The organism is Streptomyces sp. NPDC059828, from assembly GCF_042731955.1.
GTDB lineage: Bacteria > Actinomycetota > Actinomycetes > Streptomycetales > Streptomycetaceae > Streptomyces.
Genome location: NZ_JBHWIW010000057.1, coordinates 13,125 through 32,927, shown reverse-complemented (window position 1 = coordinate 32,927; position 19,803 = coordinate 13,125). Strand labels below are relative to the sequence as shown.

17 protein-coding genes are annotated in these 19,803 nt (G+C 70.6%); 8 read left to right on the top strand and 9 right to left on the bottom strand.

Going from position 1 to position 19,803, the window contains the following annotated elements:
• Positions 1–13: 13 nt before the first annotated feature.
• The 8 genes from ACFV6V_RS27185 to ACFV6V_RS27150 form a co-directional block, all read right to left on the bottom strand.
• Positions 14–457, bottom strand: coding sequence for a tyrosinase cofactor (locus ACFV6V_RS27185; RefSeq protein ID WP_385569954.1), 444 nt, complete (start codon positions 455–457; stop codon positions 14–16).
• A gap of 326 nt (positions 458–783) precedes the next feature.
• Positions 784–2,214 carry an aminobutyraldehyde dehydrogenase gene (locus tag ACFV6V_RS27180; RefSeq protein ID WP_385569951.1) on the bottom strand — a complete coding sequence of 477 codons (1,431 nt, stop codon included), beginning with the start codon at positions 2,212–2,214 and terminating at the stop codon, positions 784–786.
• Positions 2,207–3,529: a flavin monoamine oxidase family protein gene (locus ACFV6V_RS27175; RefSeq protein ID WP_385569950.1), complete on the bottom strand. Its 1,323-nt coding sequence runs from the start codon at positions 3,527–3,529 to the stop codon at positions 2,207–2,209. Before ACFV6V_RS27175 ends, ACFV6V_RS27180 begins: the two co-directional genes overlap by 8 nt.
• A gap of 263 nt (positions 3,530–3,792) precedes the next feature.
• Positions 3,793–4,845: an ABC transporter ATP-binding protein gene (locus ACFV6V_RS27170; RefSeq protein WP_385569996.1), complete on the bottom strand. Its 1,053-nt coding sequence runs from the start codon at positions 4,843–4,845 to the stop codon at positions 3,793–3,795.
• A 94-nt stretch (positions 4,846–4,939) separates the two neighbouring features.
• On the bottom strand, positions 4,940–5,836 hold the full coding sequence (locus tag ACFV6V_RS27165; RefSeq protein ID WP_385569947.1) for an ABC transporter permease: 897 nt from the start codon (positions 5,834–5,836) through the stop codon (positions 4,940–4,942).
• Positions 5,833–6,771: an ABC transporter permease gene (locus ACFV6V_RS27160; protein ID WP_385569945.1), complete on the bottom strand. Its 939-nt coding sequence runs from the start codon at positions 6,769–6,771 to the stop codon at positions 5,833–5,835. The genes ACFV6V_RS27165 and ACFV6V_RS27160 overlap by 4 nt, the downstream gene beginning before the upstream one ends.
• 1 nt (position 6,772) lies before the next feature.
• Positions 6,773–7,960 (bottom strand): spermidine/putrescine ABC transporter substrate-binding protein, encoded by a 1,188-nt coding sequence (locus ACFV6V_RS27155; RefSeq protein ID WP_385569943.1) that lies wholly within the window; start codon positions 7,958–7,960, stop codon positions 6,773–6,775.
• Between the two features lie 258 nt (positions 7,961–8,218).
• Positions 8,219–9,541 (bottom strand): SRPBCC family protein, encoded by a 1,323-nt coding sequence (locus tag ACFV6V_RS27150; RefSeq protein ID WP_385569940.1) that lies wholly within the window; start codon positions 9,539–9,541, stop codon positions 8,219–8,221.
• A gap of 557 nt (positions 9,542–10,098) precedes the next feature.
• On the opposite strand from ACFV6V_RS27150, the gene ACFV6V_RS27145 reads away from it, so the two are divergent.
• The 8 genes from ACFV6V_RS27145 to ACFV6V_RS27110 all read left to right on the top strand — a co-directional run bounded on the left by ACFV6V_RS27145 (position 10,099) and on the right by ACFV6V_RS27110 (position 18,407).
• Positions 10,099–10,533, top strand: coding sequence for a hypothetical protein (locus ACFV6V_RS27145; RefSeq protein WP_385569937.1), 435 nt, complete (start codon positions 10,099–10,101; stop codon positions 10,531–10,533).
• Complete coding sequence (locus tag ACFV6V_RS27140; protein ID WP_385569934.1) at positions 10,530–11,846, top strand: NADH-ubiquinone oxidoreductase-F iron-sulfur binding region domain-containing protein; 1,317 nt, start codon at positions 10,530–10,532, stop codon at positions 11,844–11,846. Before ACFV6V_RS27145 ends, ACFV6V_RS27140 begins: the two co-directional genes overlap by 4 nt.
• Positions 11,847–11,857: 11 nt before the next feature.
• Positions 11,858–12,049, top strand: a complete 192-nt coding sequence (locus ACFV6V_RS27135) for a ferredoxin (RefSeq protein WP_385569931.1) — start codon at positions 11,858–11,860, stop codon at positions 12,047–12,049.
• A gap of 1 nt (position 12,050) precedes the next feature.
• Complete coding sequence (locus ACFV6V_RS27130) at positions 12,051–14,111, top strand: acetate--CoA ligase family protein (protein WP_385569928.1); 2,061 nt, start codon at positions 12,051–12,053, stop codon at positions 14,109–14,111.
• A gap of 73 nt (positions 14,112–14,184) precedes the next feature.
• A complete protein-coding gene (locus ACFV6V_RS27125) occupies positions 14,185–15,363 on the top strand; it encodes an acyl-CoA dehydrogenase family protein (protein WP_385569926.1) in 1,179 nt (392 codons plus the stop codon).
• A gap of 62 nt (positions 15,364–15,425) precedes the next feature.
• Positions 15,426–16,595 (top strand): acyl-CoA dehydrogenase family protein, encoded by a 1,170-nt coding sequence (locus tag ACFV6V_RS27120; RefSeq protein WP_361280748.1) that lies wholly within the window; start codon positions 15,426–15,428, stop codon positions 16,593–16,595.
• A 199-nt stretch (positions 16,596–16,794) separates the two neighbouring features.
• Positions 16,795–17,670, top strand: a complete 876-nt coding sequence (locus tag ACFV6V_RS27115) for a 3-hydroxybutyryl-CoA dehydrogenase (protein ID WP_385569924.1) — start codon at positions 16,795–16,797, stop codon at positions 17,668–17,670.
• Between the two features lie 131 nt (positions 17,671–17,801).
• Positions 17,802–18,407, top strand: coding sequence for a TetR/AcrR family transcriptional regulator (locus tag ACFV6V_RS27110; protein ID WP_385569921.1), 606 nt, complete (start codon positions 17,802–17,804; stop codon positions 18,405–18,407).
• Positions 18,408–18,435: 28 nt separating this feature from the next.
• Here the strand turns inward: ACFV6V_RS27110 and ACFV6V_RS27105 are convergent, their stop codons facing one another.
• On the bottom strand, positions 18,436–19,641 hold the full coding sequence (locus tag ACFV6V_RS27105) for a cytochrome P450 (protein WP_385569919.1): 1,206 nt from the start codon (positions 19,639–19,641) through the stop codon (positions 18,436–18,438).
• Positions 19,642–19,803 lie beyond the last annotated feature (162 nt).

The following is a 19,803-nucleotide window of genomic DNA, read 5'->3' as shown; positions in this document are numbered from 1 at the left end:
GGTGTGCTCCGGATCAGGAAAGGGCGAGCGGGACGAGGGCGGCGCCCTGGAGTTCCACAACGGCGGCACGGGCCACGGCGCGGGGCGTGGGGTGCGGCTCGTAGTGGTTGATGACACTGATCCAGGTGCCGTCGGCGTTCTGCATCACGTGCAGTTCCTTGCCGTCCACCTGCACGGTGTAGCCGCCGTGGCCGCCCCCGTGGCCGTGGTGACCGCCGCCGTGCGACGGTCTGCCCTGTATCCGGCGGCCCAGGTAGACCTCGTCGAAAGAGCCCGGGGTCGCGGTCGCGGCCGCGCGGCCGGTGCTGTGGTGACCGGCGCTGCTGTGACCGGTGCCATGGTCGGCACCGTGTCCTTCGGTACGTGCGGGCAGGGCCTGGGCCGCACCGGTGGCCGCGACGACCGCTGCGACGCCGGCTGCGGCGCCCAGGGCCTGACGGCGGGTGAGTCGGGACATACGTAACCCCCTGAAACGAACTGTGGTCGGGAGGCAGCCCGCTGGTCGGGCGGACTGCCAGGAGCATGCCTACAGTTCGGTGCTGATCAGGCGGTAAACGCCGGGGTCCTGCTGATCGTTAAACGGACATGTCGCCATACGAAGTGCAGCAGCGAAACAAAGTTGATCTTGCTGTGCGAGCCACCCCCGGAGAGAGGGAACGCAAAATCTTCACATGAGATGCAAGATGTGTGAAGAATTTGCGGTTGACGTGGTCAGAGTGTGCCGGGCCTCACAGGGGGAAACTGTCCGGAAACATGTGCGCAACATGATCTGGAGGCCGTCGGCTAGACCATCACATGCTTGACCTGCGTGTAGTCCAGCAGACCCGCCAGGGAGAGATCGCTGCCATAACCGGAGTGCTTCACTCCGCCGTGTGGCATCTCCGACACCGTTGTGCCGTGGGTGTTCACCCAGACGATCCCGGTGTGCAGGGCGCGGGTGGCCCGCATGGCGCGGTCGTGGTCCCTGGTCCACACACTGGCCGCGAGACCGAACCGCACGTCATTGGCAAGGCGCAGGGCCTCCTTCTCGTCCGCGAAGCGCTGCACCGTGACGACCGGTCCGAAGATCTCCTCCTGCACGATCGCGTCGCTCTGCCGGACCCCGGCGACGACGGTCGGCTCGTGGTAATAGCCCGGCCGCTCGATACGGGAACCGCCCGTGACCACCTCGGCATGTCCGGGCAGCCGGTCCAGCAGGGCTTGGACGGAGGCGAGTTGGGCCGCGCTGTTGAGCGGGCCGAAGTCCACGCCCGGCCGTTGTGCCGCCGCATGGGCGGCGAACGCGGAGACGAAGGCCTCGTACACCCGCTCGTGTACGAGATAGCGGCTGGGAGCGGTGCAGTCCTGACTCGCGTTGTAGTAGGCCACAGCGGCGAGTTCGGCCGCACAGGAGCCGGCGTCCACATCCTCGTGCACGATCACCGGCGCGTTGCCGCCGAGTTCGAGGTGGACGCGCTTGAGGTCATCGGCGGCCGCGACCGCGATCTCCCGGCCCGCCCTGACGCTACCGGTGACGGCGATCAACCGGACCCGCGGATCCACGACGAGTGCCCGCCCGGTGTCCCGGTCGCCGCAGACCACGTTGAGCACACCGGGCGGCAGATGCCGCGCGGCGATCCCGGCGAGCAGGGCCGTGGACGACGGGGTGGTGTCGGCCGGTTTCAGCACGACGGTGTTCCCGGCCGCCAGAGCCGGTGCGATCTTCCACACCGCCATCATCAAGGGGTAGTTCCACGGGGTGATCTGCCCGCAGACACCCACCGGTTCACGGCGCAGCAGCGAGGTGCGGCCTTCCGTGTACTCGGCCGCAGCCGCGCCCGGCAGAGCGCGGGCGGCCCCGGCGAAGAAGCGCACGGTGTCCGCGATGGCGGGCAGTTCATCGGCCCGGAAGAGCTCGGCGGGCTTGCCGGTGTCCACGACTTCGGCGGCCACGAACTCGTCGGCGTGCGACTCGATGGCGTCGGCCAGGCGCAGCAGGGCCCGCTGCCGTTCCATCGGGGTGGTGACGGCCCAGCGCTCAAGTGCCTCGTCGGCCGCGGCGCAGGCAGCGGTCACATCGATCGCGGATGACCGCGGGGCGCTTCCGCTGACCCGGCCGGTCGTGGGGTCGACGAGGTCCATCGACTCACCGCCGACGGCGGCCCGGTCGGTTCCGGCGATGTGGTTGTGCACCTGCCGCAGGGCCGGCTCCGGGGTTCGAGGGGACTCAGCCATGGCGCAGCACCTCGTCGGCGGCTGCCCGGCCGGTGCGCACCGCGCCCTCCATGTATCCGGCCACCCACTGGTCCGATCCGCAGACGTAGAACGGTGGTTCATGGGTACCGTGCAGTGGACCGACGGCCATCACGTCGCCGGGGGTCCACTGGGTGACGTACCCCTGGGTCCAGGGATCGGTGCCCCACATCCGGATCCAGGTGCGCAGCGGACGGTGCGCCTCGTCACCGTAGAGCCGGGCGATGTCGGCGAGCAGCTCCGTGTCGCGCCGCCCCGGCGGCATGCCGAGCAGCACCCCGTACCGTTCCGGCGGCACCAGCGCGGAGAGGATTCCCTCGTTCTGCGGCCAGGTGCTGCCGAGCACGCCCTCGGATTCGGACAGGCCGTTCAGCCCGCTGTCGCGCCAGAACGGTTTGTCGTACGCAGCGGCGAACTTGGCGGCGACCGCCTGCCGCTGGCGGTGCAGCGAGGCCAGGCGCTCGCCGGAGACCCCGGTGACGGACACCGAGCGCAGTGGGCCGACCGGCAGTGCGCTGACGACCGCCCGTGCGGTGAGGGTCTCCCCCGAGGCGAGCCGAACGGTGCAGCCGGAGCGGCTGATGCCGACGGTCTCGACGGGTGCGCCGTACCGGACGCGCTCGCCGAGTGCCGCGGCCATGCGCAGGGCCACGGTGGCTGAGCCCTCCGCGACCCGCAGTCCCTCCCAGTCCTCGTAGTCGTAGTGGCCGGTGGTCCCGTCGCCCGGCACGGCTGCGTGTTTGCGCAGCGCGGCCAGCAGTGAGGTGCGTTCGTACGCGCCGTCGGCGAGGGCGAGCTGGCCGATCTCCCACAGGCGTACGACGGCCGGGCTCGCCCCTTCCGAGCGCAGCCAGTCCGCCACGGACAGGGAGTCGAGTGCCTCGGCCCCGGAATGGCTCCAGGGGTCGTCAGGATCGACGGATGCGGCGAGTGCGGCGAAGGCGGCGGTGACGCGCCGGTGCACGGCGTCGTCACCCGGGCCGAACCAGTGCGGTGGGTCTCCCGCCGAGACGCCCTCGGGTGTGGCGCGGGCCATGACCCCCGGCTCGGCCACATAGCTGGGTACCAGGGTGAGGCCGAGCTCGGCGGCGAGTGCGAGGTAGGCGGTGTGGGCCCGGCCGACCACCTCGCCGCCGAGCTGGACGAGCCGGCCGTCGGGCAGGGCGATCTGCTCCACCCGCCCACCCGCCCGGCCGCGCGCCTCGACGACCAGCACATCGGAGCCGGCTGCGGCCAGGTCCCGTGCGGCGGCCAGACCGGCGAGTCCGGCACCGAGCACGATGACGTCGTGGTTCATGAGCACGTTCTTTCTGGTGTGCGGACGGGCCTAGTGGTGTGCGGAGGGCTGGGCAGCGTTTGAGAACTGGCGTCGTCCGCCCGAAGGGCGGGGCTCGCGGCGTCCGGTGCGCGCCATCGCGAGGCGGTGGGGGTTCCCCCGCCGGAGGCAGGGGGAGGCCGTCCTCATACGGGGCGTACTCGGACGACGCGACAACGCAGCGAGTGCGCGTGCCAGACGCCGCGAGCCAGGCGGGAGCTCTCACACACGGCCTAGTCGGGAGCTCAGTCCAGGACCAGGCAGTGTTCGGGCTTCCAGCCGACCTCGACGGTCTCACCACCGCTCCAGCGGTCCTCCATACGGGAGCGGTCGGTGTTCTGTTCCAGCACGGACACCGTGACTCCGGGAGCGAGTTCGATGAGGTACGTGGTGGTGGCGCCGGAGTAGACGGTCTCGCGGACGACTCCGCTCACCCGGGCCATGTCCGGCAGGAAGTCGGAGAGCCAGATCTTCTCGGGCCGGATGGACAGGCTGACCCTGGTGCCGTCGGCGACATCGGTGCGGGTGCCGACGGGCAGCGCCGGGCCGTCGTCCATGACGACCTGGCCGGCGCGGTAGGTACCGGGGACCAGGTTGGAGGTGCCCATGAAGGAGGCGACGAATCTGCTGGCCGGCCGCTCGTAGACGTCCTCGGGAGTGCCGCACTGTTCCACGTGGCCTTCGTTCATCACGGCCAGCCGGTCCGACATGGTCAGTGCCTCGTCCTGGTCGTGGGTGACGAAGACGAAGGTGATGCCGATCTCCCGCTGGATCTGCTTGAGTTCGACCTGCATCTGGCGGCGGAGCTTGAGGTCGAGGGCCGCGAGCGGCTCGTCGAGCAGCAGCACCTGGGGGCGGTTGACGAGGGCGCGGGCGAGTGCGACGCGCTGCCGCTGGCCACCGGAGAGGGTGCGGGGTTTGCGGTCGGCCAGGGCGGCGAGCTGGACGCGCTCCAGCATGGTGCCGACCCGTTCGCGTATCTCGGCGCGTGACACACCCTGGCGCTTGAGGCCGAAGGCCACGTTGTCGGCGACCGAGAGATGGTCGAAGAGTGCGTAGCTCTGGAACACCGTGTTGACGTCGCGCTTGTTGGGCGGCAGCCAGGTGACGTCCTGGCCGCCGAGCAGGATGGTGCCGTCGGTGGGGTCGGTGAAGCCGCCGATCATGCGCAGGGTGGTGGTCTTGCCGCAGCCGGAGGGACCGAGCAGGGAGAAGAACTCTCCGGGGGCGATGTCCAGCGACAGCGAGTGGACGGCGTAGCTGTCGCCGTAGCTCTTGCTGATGTCCTGGAGCCGGATCGCCGGCGCGGTGTCCCGGTTCTCCGGGGCGAGCGCCGTGCCCGTGGAGTGCGTGGGGGTTGCCGAGTTGGTTTCTGGGATGAGCGTCACGGTGTCACTTCCCGGAGAGCAGGTCGAGGCCGCCGCGACGGCCGAAGAGACGCGGGATGAAGAGGGCGAGGGCGATCAGGGCGATGGATCCGGCGAGCATCAGGGTGCCGACGGCGTTGATGGTGGGCTGCACACCGAAGCGGATGGCGGAGTAGATGCGCACGGACAGCGGCTGCGGGTCGACGCCGGTGGTGAAGTAGGCGAGCACGAAGTCGTCGAAGACCAGGGCGAAGATCAGCACCGCTGAGGCCAGGATGCTGGGCAGCAGCGCGGGCAGGGTGACCAGCCGCAGGGCCTGCCAGCGGGTGGCTCCGAGGTCCATCGCCGCCTCCTCGGTCTCCGGGTTGAGGGCGGCGATCCGGGAGCGGAGGACGACCGTGACGTAGGAGATGGAGAAGGTGATCTCGGCGAGCATCACCGTGGTGGTGGACAGCGTGATGCCCATGCCCTTGAAGAGCAGCATGGCCGCGACCCCGGTGACGATCTCCGGGGTGATCAGCGGGATGAGCATGATCAGTCCGGCGAGGGAGCCGAGACGGCTGCGGCAGCGGACCAGGCCGAGCGCCAGTGTCACGCCCAGGATGAGCGATCCGGCCATGGCCACCAGCGAGACCCGCAAGCTCATCTCGAGTGACGCCAGCAGATGGTCGTCCTGGAGGAAGGCCTCGTACCAGCGGAGGCTGAAGTCCTTGAACACGGTCAGGGACTTCTGGGAGTTGAAGGAGAAGAGGACGACGACGCCGATCGGCAGATAGAGCAGCGCGAAGAACACGGCGGTCACGGTGATGGCGAACCGGGGCTTGCGCTCGGTGCCGCGGCGGGGTCTGCGGGGTGCGGTGCCGCGCCGTGTCGTGCTCGGTGCGGTGTCCTGGCGGGTCTTGCCCGGTACGGCGAGTGTCATCGGGCCGCCTCCGCCTCGTCCTTGCGGGTGCGGCGCAGATAGCCCAGCATCCCGAGGAACAGCACGGCCATCATCAGCATGGTGAGTGCCGAGCCGAGCGGCCAGTTCTGGCCCTGGAAGAACTTGTCCTGGATCAGGTTGCCGATCATGATCTGGTCGGGACCTCCCATCAGCTGGGCACTGACGAAGTCGCCCATGGCGGGCAGGAAGACGAGGACGCAGCCGGCTGCCGCGCCCTGCCGGGTGGCGGGCAGGGTGACATGGAAGAAGGTCCTCAACGGCCCGCCGTAGAGGTCGCGGCCCGCCTCGATGAGGGAGACGTCCATGCGCTCGAGGGCGGCGTAGAGCGGGATGACCATGAAGACGATGAAGCCGTAGACGAGTCCGGCGATGACGCCCACTCCGGTCTGGAGGATCTTGGTGTCCCCGTCGGCGAGCCCGACGGAGCGCAGGCCCTTCAGCAGGGGTCCGTCGTCGGAGAGGACCACGGACCAGCCGTACATCCGCACCAGGTAGTTGGCGAAGAAGGGTACGACGATGGCGGCGATCAGGAAGTTCTTGAACCGTCCGCCGTGCAGGGCGATGGCGTACGCCACCGGGTAGGCCACGGCGAGGCAGATCACCACGGTCAGCAGGGCGTAGCCGAGGGAGCGGAGCATCACGGACCGGTAGGCCGGGTCGGCCAGCGCTGTGATGTTGTCGGTGTTGAAGCCGAAGCGCGGATTGCCGAGCGGGTCCGTGGTGCCGAGGGCGAGGGTGGCGACCAGGGCGAGCGAGGCCAGGAGGAACGCGGCCATCCACAGGGTGCCGGGGAGCATCAGCCAGGTCCATATGCGGTTGTTCCTGGCGGAGGGGCCGCGGCGGCGGGAGGGTGGCGTGGGCCGTGGAGGCCCGGAGGCCCCGGTGCTCAGGTCGGGGTTGGTGTGCGTTGCCATGTCAGCCCGCCTTCACATGGGTCCAGGCGGTGTCACGTGCCTGTTCCCCTTTCGCGGAGCCGTTGCGGAAGAAGAGGTCGTCCTTGAGGTCCTTGGCCGAGACCAGACACTCGGGGAAGGGCTCCACAAGCGCGGCGTAGGTGTCCTCGGTACCGCCGACGGGCATCGGGTAGCCGATGTACTCGATGTTCTTCTTCACGTTCTCCGGGCGGAGCATGTAGTCGATGAAGAGCATCGCGGTGCCGGGGTGGCGTGCGTCGGAGGGGATGGCGTAGCAGTCCGAGTTGACCGGGGCGCCCTCCTTGGCTATCTCGAAGCCGAGGACGGAGGGGTCCTCGGCCTGGCCCAGCATGGCGGCCATGTCCCCGCTCCAGGCCTGGGTCATGACGGCGTTGCCGTTCAGCAGGTTGTTGTAGCTGTCGCTGGAGAAGCCGCGCAGATGGGGGCGCAGGGATCTGAGCGTTTCGGTGATCCTGCCGAGGTCGCTCTCGTCCGTCGTGGTGAGATCGAGGCCGAGCTTGAGGGCGGCGAAGCCGAGTACCTCGTCGCGGTCGTCGAGCACGAACACCTTGCCCTTGGCCCGCGTGCTCCACAGATCGTCCCAGGAGCCGCTGAGTCCGTCGCCGATCTTGTCCTTGCGCCAGCCGATGCCGGTTTTGTACATGATGCGCGGGACGGTGTGCTGTGACCCGGCGTCGTACCAGGGGTCGGCGAAGTAGGGGTAGTGGCCGAAGACCGACTCGGCGTTCCTGAGCTTGCTGTGGTCGATCCGGCGCAGCCGGTGGCCGGCGGCCAGCCGCTGGGCCCATTTGGCGCTGGGGAAGATGATGTCGTAGCGGTTGCCCGCGTTGAGCTTGGCGACCATGCCTTCCATCGAGTCGAAGTTCGACTGGATGACCTTGACGCCGTACTCCTTCTCGAATCCGGCGAAGACCGCCGGGTCGACGAAGTCGGCCCAGTTGAAGTAGATGAGATCCCCGTCGACCTTGACGTCGATGGGCTCTTCGGTGTCCCCGTACGCGGTGGGGCCGGCCGGGAGGAATCCGCATCCGGCGGTTGTCAGGCCGAGGCCGATACCGGCGGTGGCGGCGGCGCCGGTGCGCAGGAGGGAGCGGCGGGACAGCAGGGAGGGTGCGGCGGCGTGCGGGGCCGGGGATGCGGTTGGGGATGGCGGTGCCTCGGGGGACATCGGTGTCCTCTCCGTGGGTCTGCGGTGCGAACACTGCTACGGGGCGGTCGCGGGTTCATGGTCCCTGCCTCCGGGCGGGGACCGGGGGCCGTGGGGGTGCGTGGTGGGGGTCACACCGCCGTGGCCGGACGGGTACAGGTGCGGGCGCGTGGCGCCTGCGCCACGCTTTTCAGGGGTCGAGAAGGGAGTGCGAAACGAGTGTGCTGTGTGCGGGAGCGTTATGGGGTGGGGGTGGGGCGGGGTGGAGCGCGGTGGGGATCAGCGGTCCGCACCGTCGAGATCGGCCCGGACGCGGTTCGCGAACCAGCCGACCGCCGACTCGCGCCGGGAGAGGGGGCCGGGCTCGAACCCGGGGGTGGAGAGTCCCTTCTGTACCCGGGCGACCAGCTCAGCGTCCTCGTCGTTCGTGATCCAGCCGATGTGGATGTTCAGCCGCCGGGCGATACGGGTCCGCAGCCCGGTCCCACGCTTGGTGTAGAACGCGCCGGGTACGGCCACGCGGTCCACTGCCGTGGGTATGGCGGTCCAGGCAAGCACATGGTCGGGGTAGAAGTCGATGAGTGTGTTGGGATAGATCACCGCATAACGCCAGATACGGTGATCGGCCTCGGTGAGCCCCGGCATGGGTGCCGTGATCCGCTGGTAGAGGCGTTCCGCCCAGTTCGATGACGGCTTGTCGCGCAGGGGCGAGGCGAAGAGCGCGTACGACTCGGCGAGCTCGCAGCTGTATCCCTGATAGTCGAGCAGCCGCATGAGACCGGGGTGGGCAACGGGTACGTGGTAGCCCTCGAGGTAGTTGTCGACGGCTACCTTCCAGTTGGCGTTCTGCACCTCGGCGCCGTCCAGATCGTGGATCCGGCTGCGCCCGATGGGCACCAGATCGGCCCCCGCGTAGTGGCCGACGGCTTCGGCGAGGCCCGCGCACTGCTCGGCGAGCGGTACGGCGCCGGGGTCGTGGTTGACGAAGACAAAGCCGAGGAAGGACTCCACACGCACGGGGAAGAGACCGAGCTTGGGCTTGTCGAGGCAGGGGATCTGCCGCGCCTCGGGGGCGCCCACGAGGCGTCCGTCGAGTTTGTACGTCCAGCCGTGGTACGGACAGCGGATCGCCTTGCCCTCCGGCTCGGGGGCCGTGACCAGGCGGGTTCCCCGGTGGCGGCACACATTGAGGTGGGCGGCGAGACCCCCGTCCTCGGTGCGGACCACCAGGACCTCACGTCCGCCGGCGGTGGCGGTGAGCCGGGCGCCGGGCCCCGGGAGGTCCGACTCATGGCAGACGAGCTGCCAGGACTTGGCGAAGATATGCCGCTGCTCGGTCGCCAGACTGTCCGGATCGGCGTAGTAGCGGCCGGAGAGCGCCCGACCGGGGTCCGGGGCGGGGTCCGGGGCGGGTCCCGTGGATCGGGTGGCGTTCGACGGGTCCGTAGGGCCGGGCGCGGCGGACCGGTCCGCGCCGGGTGGCGCGGTGGCTGCACCGAGCGGTGCTTCGGAGGCTGAGCCGGCTCCGGGCGCGGAGGTGGTTCCGGACGCGGAGGTGGCGGTCTTGCGGGGGTCCGTGCTGGCGGGGGCTTCGGGCTGCATCGGATCACTCCTCACTGCCGCCATGCGCGGCGATCGGTGTTGAGGCATGCCCTGCGACTGTCGGCGGCCCGGCGAATCAATCGCGCCGAACCGCACTGACTAACTGGCCAGTCAGACTGCTGGCGGGTTTCCGCAGTGTCAAGACTTGTGGACTGACTAATTGATTAGTTAGCTTAGTCGGCATCGCCACCTCCAGCGATCCGGTTACGCAATGTGCTCCGGACCGCATGCAGGCGGCCCCCGGGCACCCGCCCGGCGACTGATCCCCCGTTCCGCCGAAACACCGTTTCGCCGAACCACCGATCCGCCGAACCACCCGTCGCACGGCGCACCTGACCCGGGCCACCGGTCCTGCACAGCGCACCTCCGGTCCCACGGCCCCCCGGCCCGACCGCGCCGCGCCCCACGTCCCATCCCTCACTCCCGACCCCCACTCCCCACCCGGAGGCACCATGAGTGGTCGCCGGAGTCTCACCTGGCTCGGCCTGACACCCGAACCTGAGCGGGAACTTCCGTCCACCGTCGCCGCCCTACGCTCCCCCGCATCCGATGCGGACATGACAGCGCCGGGGCTGGCGGCAGCAGAGCGGCGTCGCGTGGAGCGACTGATCCTGCACGGCACCGAGCGCAGCTGGCTGCGCTACCTCGCCGAGGTGACGGATCTGGTGACCGCGGTCGCCTCCGGTGCCCGCCGCGGGGACCGGGCGGCCGCGCTGCTGGCGGGTGAGGTGGTCCTGGAGCACCACCGCATGCTCATCGGGCTGCCGGGCACCGGCTACGGCCGCACGGCGGCGGACCGGCGCGCTCTGGAGACGGCGGTCAGCGCCCTGCGCCAGACGTCACCGGCCCACTCCACGACGCCCGCCGCGGAAGCCACCACGCCCAACACAACGGATCCCGCGAGAACCACCACCACCGACGCGCCGCCGGAAACACAACAACCACCCCACACACCAGACACACGCCAGGGACGACAAGGAGGCCGGGGATGACCGTCATCCGCTCCCTGATGCCTTACCGGGCCGGTACGGCACTCGGCACGCTGCCCGACATCGTGGAGACGGGCGAGGCCTACACGGCCGCCGGCGGCTACCACGGCGCGGGATCCCCCGATCGTCTGCTGGACCACATCGCCGATGCCGGGCTGCGCGGGCGCGGCGGGGCCGCGTTCCCCGTCGCCGTGAAACTGCGGACGGTACGCGACGGCGGCGCACGTCCCGTCGTCGTCGCGAACGGCGAGGAGGGCGAGCCCGGATCGGTCAAGGACCGCTGGCTGCTGCGGGCCAGACCGCACCTCGTCCTGGACGGCCTCGACCGGGCCGCCGAGATCACCGGCGCCACGCGGGCCTACGTGTACGTCTCCGACCCCTACGCAGCGGCACGCGTCCGCCAGGCGATCGCCGCGTGGCCGCCCAGGACACCGACCGAGGTGGTCGAGACAGGACACACCTATGTGGCCGGGGAGGAAACCGCGGTGGTGCGGCGGATCAACGGCGGGCCCGCCCTGCCGACCGCCAAGCCCCCGCGCCCGTACCAGCGGGGAGTCGGCGACCGGCCGACCCTGATCTCCAATGTCGAGACCCTCGCCCGGATCGCCCTGATCGCCACCTCCCCCGAGCGCCGGCACGAGATCGCGGGCAGCACGCTGCTGACCCTGTCCTCGTCCGACGGCGGCGCGCTGCTCTCCGAGGCGCCGTACGGCACCTCCCTGCGCACCCTGGCCACCGTCCAGGGCACCACGAGGGCGACCGGCGCGCTGATGGGCGGCCTGTTCGGTGGGCTCATCGGTCCCGAATCGCTTGACCTCACGCTCGACGGCACGGAGCTCGCTGCGGCGGGCACGGCGCTGGGCTGCGGGGCGATCCGGTTCCTCGGGCCCGGTAGCTGCCCCGTGGCGACGGCCGCCGACGCGGTCGGACATCTGCGGACCGAGAGCGCCCGCCAGTGCGGTGTCTGCGTCTCCGGCACCGCGGCGATCGCGGACACCCTGCGGCAGCTGACCACCGGCACCGCGGCACCCGACGCCGAGGAGCGGTTGCTGCGCTGGTCATCCGGGCTGCCCGGCCGCGGCGCCTGCGGTCTGCTCGACGCCGCCGCGGGCGCGGCGGGCAGCCTCCTCCGCGTCTTCCCCGCCCTCGTCCGCACCCACCTCGGCGCGGTCTGCACGGACTGCGCCACCGCCCCGCCCAGCGGCGGCCACCGCCTGGTGGTGCCCGTCCCCCCAGTCATGGACCACCCCGCGCAGCAGGCCCAGGCCTTCCCGGAGCCCGGCTCCGAGCGGGTATCCCCGTCGAGCCCTCGCTGAAAGGACCCACCATGAAACTCCTGCTGGACTCCACCCGCTGCCAGGGCTACGGCCTGTGTCAGGAGCACGCCCCCGACCTCGTCGAGCTCGACGAGTGGGGCTATGCGTCGGTCATCGCGGTCCCGGTGCCGAGCGGCGGCGAGAACGCCGCCCGCGCCTGCGCCGAGTCCTGCCCCAACTCCGCGCTGCGGCTGGAGAAGTGAGATGGCACGCGACCTGACGGCGCTCTTCGACCCCGCCTCCGTCGCCGTGATAGGCGCCAGCGACGACCCGGCCAAGTACGGTCACGCCGTGGCGGCGCAGGCCCTGCGCGCCCCTGACCGGCGCCCTGTCCACCTGGTCAACCGCCGCGGCGGTACCGTCCTGGGCCGCCCGGCCGCCACCTCGCTCACCGCGGTCGGTGAACCGGTCGACCTCGCGGTGATCTCCGTACCGGCCGGGGGCTTCGAAGCGGCCGTCGAGGACGCCCTGAGCTGCGGAGCGCGGGCGATCGTCGCCATCACGGCAGGTTTCGCCGAGACGGGCGCCACCGGCCTCGCCCGGCAGCGGGCGGTCGCCGAGCGGGTGCGCTCGGCGGGTGCCGTCCTGGTCGGGCCCAACTGCCTCGGAATCGCCGACAATACGACGGAGCTGTATCTGGCCTCCGACACCTTCACCCCCGGTGGTGTCGCCCTGCTGAGCCAGAGCGGCAATCTCGCCCTGGAGCTCCAGCTGCGTTTCGCCCCGCACGGTCTGGGCTTCTCGCGCTTCGTCTCGCTCGGCAACCAGTCGGATGTCACCCTGGTCGATCTGGTCGAGGACTGCGCCCGGCACGAGGGCACCTCGGCGATCGCGGTGTACGCGGAGGACTTCGGCGACGGCCGCGCCTTCGCCCGCGCGGCCGCCGCGGCCGGCAAACCCGTCGTGCTGCTCACGGCCGGACGCGGCAGCGCTTCCGCCCGCAGCGCCCAGTCCCACACCGGCGCCCTCACCACCTCGGCCGACGTGGTGGCCGCTGCCTGCCGCGACGCCGGCGTCGAACTCGTCGCCACCCCAAGGGAGATGACCGTGGTGCTGGCCGCGTTGCGGTCGGGCGCACGGAGCACCGGACGGCGTACCGCGGTCTTCACGGACGGCGGCGGCCACGGTGTGATCGCCGCCGACGCCGCCGAGTCGGCGGGTCTCGAAGTCCCCGAACTCGGCGAGAAGGCACAGTCCCGACTGCGGTCGGTGCTGTGGGAGCAGTCGGCCGTCGGCAACCCGGTCGACCTGGCCGGGATGGGCGAGCAGGATCCCCGTTCGTACGCGGAGGCCGTCGGGTCGCTGCTCGCTGCCGACGAGGTCGACGCCGTGCTGATGACGGGCTACTTCGGCGGGTACTCCGCTTCCGACGGTGGTCTGGGTGGCGGGGGCATGGCGCTGTCCGAGGGCGAGGCCCGGGCCGCGCGGGATATCGTCCTGCGGCGCACGGAGCACCCCAAGCCGCTGGTCGTCCAGTCCATGTACCCACAGGCGCCGAGCTGCCGGATCCTCGCGGAGGCGGGCGTGCCGGTGTTCTCCGCCACCGAGGACGCGGCGCGCGCACTGACCGCGCTGACGGTGGACGGGGCCGCGGGGCTCCCCGGGGTCGCCGCTCTCCCGGCGCCCGCCGCCCCGCTGGAGGACGCCGGGTACCACGGCGTACGAGCCCTGCTCGAAGCAGCCGGGGTGCCGTTCCCCGCTGCCCGCGAGATCACCGAGGAGGCTGGACTGCTCGCCGCCACCGAGGAGTTCAGTGGTCCCTATGTACTCAAGGCCCTGCATCTGCTGCACAAGTCGGACGCGGGCGGTGTCGCCCTGCGGCTCCCCGACCGGGCCGCGCTGCTGGCCGCGTACCGGGAGATGCACGCCCGGCTGGGCGCGCCGTCGTACTCGGTCGAGGCGATGGCCGATCTCAGCGACGGGGTCGAGCTGATCGTGGGTGTCAACCAGGACCCGCGGTTCGGTCCCGTCGCCATGGTCGGACTCGGTGGGCTGTTCACCGAGACGCTGCACGATGTGGCGTTCTCCCTGGCCCCGGTGCCCGCGGGCCGCGCGGGCCGACTGATGCGCGGACTGCGCACGGCGGGGCTGCTCGCGGGGGTACGCGGCCGGCCGGCCGTCGACGTGACCGCCGCCGCCGAGGTCATCGCCCTGATCACCGAGGTGGCGGCGGCCCATCCGGAGATCGCCGAGCTCGAGATCAACCCCCTGCTGGTCCGTCCGGACGGCGTACTGGCTCTGGACGCCCGCGCCGTACTCGGCTGAGCGGCCCGCACCACACCGACACACCGACACACCGCACCGCCCACTCCACCAACTCTCCTCCGAGGAGGCGCTCATGGACTTCCGCTACACCCCCGAGCAGGCCCGGCTCAAGGAGCGGGCCGCCGAGTACACCCGGCTGCTGATGCGCTACGAGAACCAGTCGGAAGAGGCGGGCGGTCCGCTGCCCGCCGAGACCGTACGCGAACTGACCCGGGCGGCGATCGACGCCGGTGTCTACGCGATCAACATGCCCGCCGAGTGGGGTGGTGCAGGTCTCTCCCTGCTGGACCAGGTCATCGTGGAGGAGGAGTTCGGGAAGGTCACCAACTGCCTGTGGGACATCCCCTGGCGGCCCGCCAACGTCCTCGCGTACGGCACCGAGGCACAGCGTGAGAAGTATCTGCTGCCCGTCATCCGGGGCGAGCGGTTCGACGCCTTCGCAGTGACGGAGCCGGGCGCGGGCTCGGATCCGTCGTCGGGTACGAGCACGGCCACGAAGACCGCGGGCGGCTGGCTGCTCAACGGCGAGAAGTGGTTTGTGACCTGCGGGGACATCGCGGACTTCCTGCTCGTACAGGCCGATGCGGGCCCGGACCGCGAGGCGACGCTGTTCTTCGTGGACAAGCAGGCCCCTGGCGTGGAGATGACCCGGGTGCCGCATTTCATGCACTCCGCGGTCAACGGGCATCCGGAGTTCGTGCTCACCGATGTGTTCGTGCCCGACGAGGATGTACTCGGCGGTGTCGGACGGGGCTACGAGCTCACGAAGGAGTGGTTCACGGACGAGCGGCTGATGATCGCCGCGCGCACCGTGGGCGCGGCCGAGCGTGCGCTGGAGCTGGCCCGCGACTGGGCCCTGGAACGCCGCCAGTTCGGCTCCCGCATCGCGGACTTCCAGCTCATCCAGGGCATGCTCGCCGACTGCGCCGTCGACATCGCCGTCAACCGCGCCTACACCCACCAGGTGGCCTGGGAGGCCGACCAGCCGCACACGGACCGCAAGACGCTGCACGCCAAGGCGTCCACGGCGAAGCTGGCGGCCAGCGAGGCGGCGGGCCGGGTCGTCGACCGCTGTCTCCAGATCCTGGGAGGACGCGGCTACGACCGCTCGTACCCCGTGGAGCGGATGTACCGCGAGCTGCGCGTCGACCGCATCTGGGAAGGCACCTCCGAGATCCAGCGCCTGATCATCGCCAACGAGCTGATCAAACGCGGCACCCGGGCGCTCGCACTGCCCCCGTCCGGTTCCTGACCCCGCACACCCCGCACCGCTCCGCACCGTCGCCGTAGGACACCGAACCCCCGAGGACTGTCATGGACTTCCGTCTCACCGCCCGTCAGGAAGAACTGCGGGGCTCCGCCCGCGAGCTCACCGAGTTCATCATGAAGTACGAGCTCGACTGCGAGGAGAACAACGGGCTGCCGCCCGCCGCCCACGCCGAGGTCCGCGACGCCGTACTGGCCAGCGGGCTCCAGGCCGTCAACATGCCCGCCGAGTGGGGCGGTGCCGGGCTATCCATCCTGGAGCAGGCAACCGTCCAGGAGGAGCTGGGCCGGCTGACGGGAGCACTGTGGGACATGGTGTGGCGGCCCGCCAACGCGCTGCGCTTCTGCACCCCCGAGCAGCGGGAGCGCTACCTCGTCCCGGTCATCCGGGGCGCACGCCGTGACTGCTACGCCGTGACCGAACCCGAGGCGGGATCGGACCCGCAGAACCTGAAGACGACCGCGACGCGCACCAGCGGGGGCTGGGTCCTCAACGGCGAGAAGTGGTTCGTGACGGTCGGGGACCACGCCGACTTCATGATCGTGCTGGCGGCTGCCGGGGAGGAGCGGGCCCCGACCCTGTTCCTGGTCGACAAGGACACTCCGGGCATCGAGATGACCCGGGTGCCGCGGTTCATGCACACCTTCGTGTACGAGCACCCCGAGTTCACCTTCAGCGATGTGCACGTCGGCGAGGACGCGGTGCTCGGCGGGATCGGCAACGGCTACGACATCACCCGCTCCTGGTTCACCGAGGAGCGCCTGATGATCGCGGCCCGTACCACCGGCGCCGCCGAGCGTGCGCTGGAGCTGGCCCGCGACTGGGCCGTGGAGCGCCGCCAGTTCGGCTCCCGCATCGCCGACTTCCAGCTCATCCAGGGCATGCTCGCCGACTGCGCCGTCGACATCGCCGTCAACCGCGCCTACACCCACCAGGTCGCCTGGGAAGTGGACGCGGGGCTGTCCGACCGCAAGACGCTGCACGCCAAGGCGGCCATCGCCAAGCTCTCGGCGAGCGAGGCGGCCGGCCGGGTCATCGACCGCTGTGTGCAGATCTTCGGTGGCCGCGGCTACGACCGCTCCTACCCGGTGGAGCGTCTCTACCGTGAACTGCGCGTCGACCGCATCTGGGAGGGCACCTCCGAGATCCAGCGCCTGATCATCGCGGGTGAGCTGGTCAAGCGCGGCACCGGGGTGCTGCAGCTGCCGACCGGCTGACGGCGGCAGCCGCGGTTGCGGCCGGTGTGGGTTCCGGGCTCCCGCTCCGTACCCCACACCGGTTCCGCCGTCCCTCCACCCGGGCGACGGCGCGCGACACGCGGACGGGCCCGCAGCGCACAGAAGCGCGGGCGCGCGAGAGCACGCACGTGCGAAGGACCGCATCAAGACACCACGAACACCACGTAGGAGGAGACCGATGGCCGGAGCCGGGCAGCCACCCATCGAACGGGTCGGGGTCGTGGGATGCGGACTGATGGGGTCCGGGATCGCCGAGGTGTGCGCGCGGGCGGGACTGGACGTCGTGGTGGCCGAGTCGGGCACCGCCGCCGCAGAATCCGGCAGGGCGCGGATCGCTGAATCCCTGGGCCGCGCCGCGGACAAGGGCAAGCTGTCCCCTGCCGACCGGGACGCGGCACTGGCCCGGATCGCCGTCGTCGACGACCTGGACCTGCTGGCCGACCGGGATCTGGTCGTGGAGGCGGTCGCCGAGGACGCGGGCGTCAAGATGGAGGTGTTCAGCCGGCTGGACGCGGTGGTGAAGAACCCGGACGCCGTACTGGCCACCAACACCTCCTCCATCCCTGTCATCCGGCTCGCGGCGGCCACCTCACGGCCGCAACAGGTGATCGGCCTCCACTTCTTCAACCCGGTGCCCGTCCTGCCGCTGGTCGAGCTGGTGCCGTCCCTGCTGACCTCCGACGAGACCGTCCTGCGCGCCGAGACGTTCACCGAAGGCGTGCTCGGCAAGCAGGTCGTACGGGCCAGGGACAAGTCCGGGTTCATCGTCAATGCGCTGCTGGTGCCCTACATGCTGGCGGCCGTCCGGATGGCGGAGGCCGGAGCGGCCTCGGTCGAGGACATCGACCGTGCGATGACCCTGGGCTGCGCGCATCCGCTGGGTCCACTGGCGCTGACCGATCTGATCGGCCTCGACACCACCCGGGCGATCGCGGAGTCCATGTACGAGGAGTTCCGGGAGCCCCTTTACGCTCCGCCGCCCCTGCTGTCCCGGATGGTCGAGGCGGGTCTGCTCGGTCGCAAGTCGGGCCGGGGCTTCCACACCTACCGGTAGACCTCGCCGACCCCCGGTCCGCCACCGGCCTCGATACGCCAAGATGGGAGGTGGCGCCGCCCGGGACACACGGCCCGGCCCGGCGCCGAGACCGCACCACAGGACCGACTTCAGGGAGTACCCACGTGGCCATGGCCGAACGCACTCGCGAAACACGTGAGCGGATCCTGTCCGCGGCGTGCGAAGTGATCGCCGAGGTCGGCTTCGAGAAGATCCGCATGCGCATGGTCGCGGAGCACGCGGGCGTCTCGACGGCGCTGCTGCATTACCACTTCGAGAACCGCGAGAAGCTGTTCACCGAGGCCATGACGCACTCGTTCGCCCATACGAGCACGGAACTCGAACGGGACGCCGGTTCCGTGCCCGCCTCGGTGATCCTGGCGCGGATCCTGCACAGTCTGCTGCCGACCGACCCGGTGCTCAGGCAGGACTGGCGGCTTTGGCAGGAGCTGTGGGTGCGCGCCCTGCGCGACGACACCACGCAGCAGTTCGCCGTCGACCTCTACGACCAGTTGCACACCTGGGTCGGTACCGCGCTGCGGCGGGGTATCGACTCCGGCGAGTTCGCGGCCTTCGACGTGGACGGAACGGCCACCCTGCTGCTCGCGCTGTGCGACGGTTTCGGCATCCGGCTGATGCTGGGTGACCCGCGGGTGACCCTGGACTCGGCCCAGTCGGCGATCTGGGGGGCGGTGGCTCCGGCCCTCGGCGTGTCCGGGGAGTTCCCGGAGCTCTAGGCCGCGGGCCGGCGCCACGCGCGGGTCGCTACCAGGCCACCGGCAGTTCGACCGGGAAGCGCCTGATGGTCTCCGTGTCCCAGCGCACGTCCGGCGCCGGAATGGCGAGCCGCAGCCCGGGGAAGCGCTCGAGGAGGCGTCCGATCGCCACCTCCAGCTCCGCCATCGCCAGCGGGACGGCGATGCAGCGGTGGCCGCCCCAGCCGAAGGTCATATGCGGCACGTTGGGCCGCTCCGGGTCGATGGTGTGGGGGTTCGCGAAGCGCTCCGGGTCGCGGTTCGCCGTCAGGTACGACACATGGACGAAGTCGCCGGCCCGGATCTTCACCCCGCCCATCTCCACGTCCTCCAGCGCCACCCGGGGGATGCCGACCCCCTTGCGGAACGGGATGTAGCGGAGCAGTTCGTCGATGACCGCGGGCAGGCTGTCCGGCTTGTTCCTGACCCGCTCCAGCAGCCGGGGATGCGTCAGCAGGAGGTAGGAGACATTGCTGATCTGGCAGGAGCCCGTGTCGTGACCGCTGAGCAGCAAGGTCAGCGCCATCACGGTCAGTTCCTGGTCGTCGAGGGCGTCCTCGCCGTCCTGCGCCGCGGCCAGCGCGCTGATCAGGTCGTTGCCCGGAGTGTGCCGCCGCTCCTTCACGAGCCGGTCGAAGTAGGACCGCAGTGCGGCCTTGGCGCTGGCCTCGGTCTGCTGGCTGTCCTCCTCGGTGGAGAGCAGCCGCTGTGCGTAGCCCTGCATCTGGGCCCGCTCGTCGCGGGGGATGCCGAGCACCTCGCAGATGGTGTGCTGGGGCAACCGGTTCGACAGGTGCTGCACGAGGTCCGCCGGCGGCCCCTGCTCCGCCATCTCGTCGAGCAGCTCGTCCGCGAGCTCGACGATCGACATCCGCATCTGTTCGACGTGCTGCCGGGTGAACGCGTGCGACACCAGCCGCCGCAGCCGGCTGCTGCGCGGCGGGTCCATCACGTTGATCGACTCCGGGGAGACGATCGGCTCGGGCGTCAGCCGCGGATAGTCGTGCTGCATGATCCCCGCGCGACTGAAGCGTTGATCAGTGGTCACCTGCTTCACACCCTCGAACCCGGTGACGAGCCAGGCCTCTCCGTCGCCGTACGGCAACCGGATCCGGGTGATGGGGCCCTGGGCCATCAGCTCCGCGAGGGAGGGGTCGAAATCCAGGGCTTCGCTGAAGTCGAACGGACAGAGGATTGCATCGCCCGCTTCGGCCATTGTGTACCACTCCGCTCCGGGATGACGCGCGTTCGTTGCTCATGGGAGGTCATGCGGAAGCAGGACACGACCGGCCCGGTCATGTCCCGCCCATGTGTCTATGTGCGCGTTGCCCCGGTCCCGGACACCTCCCGGCGCCCTAATTGCCCCTCGTGGAGTAAT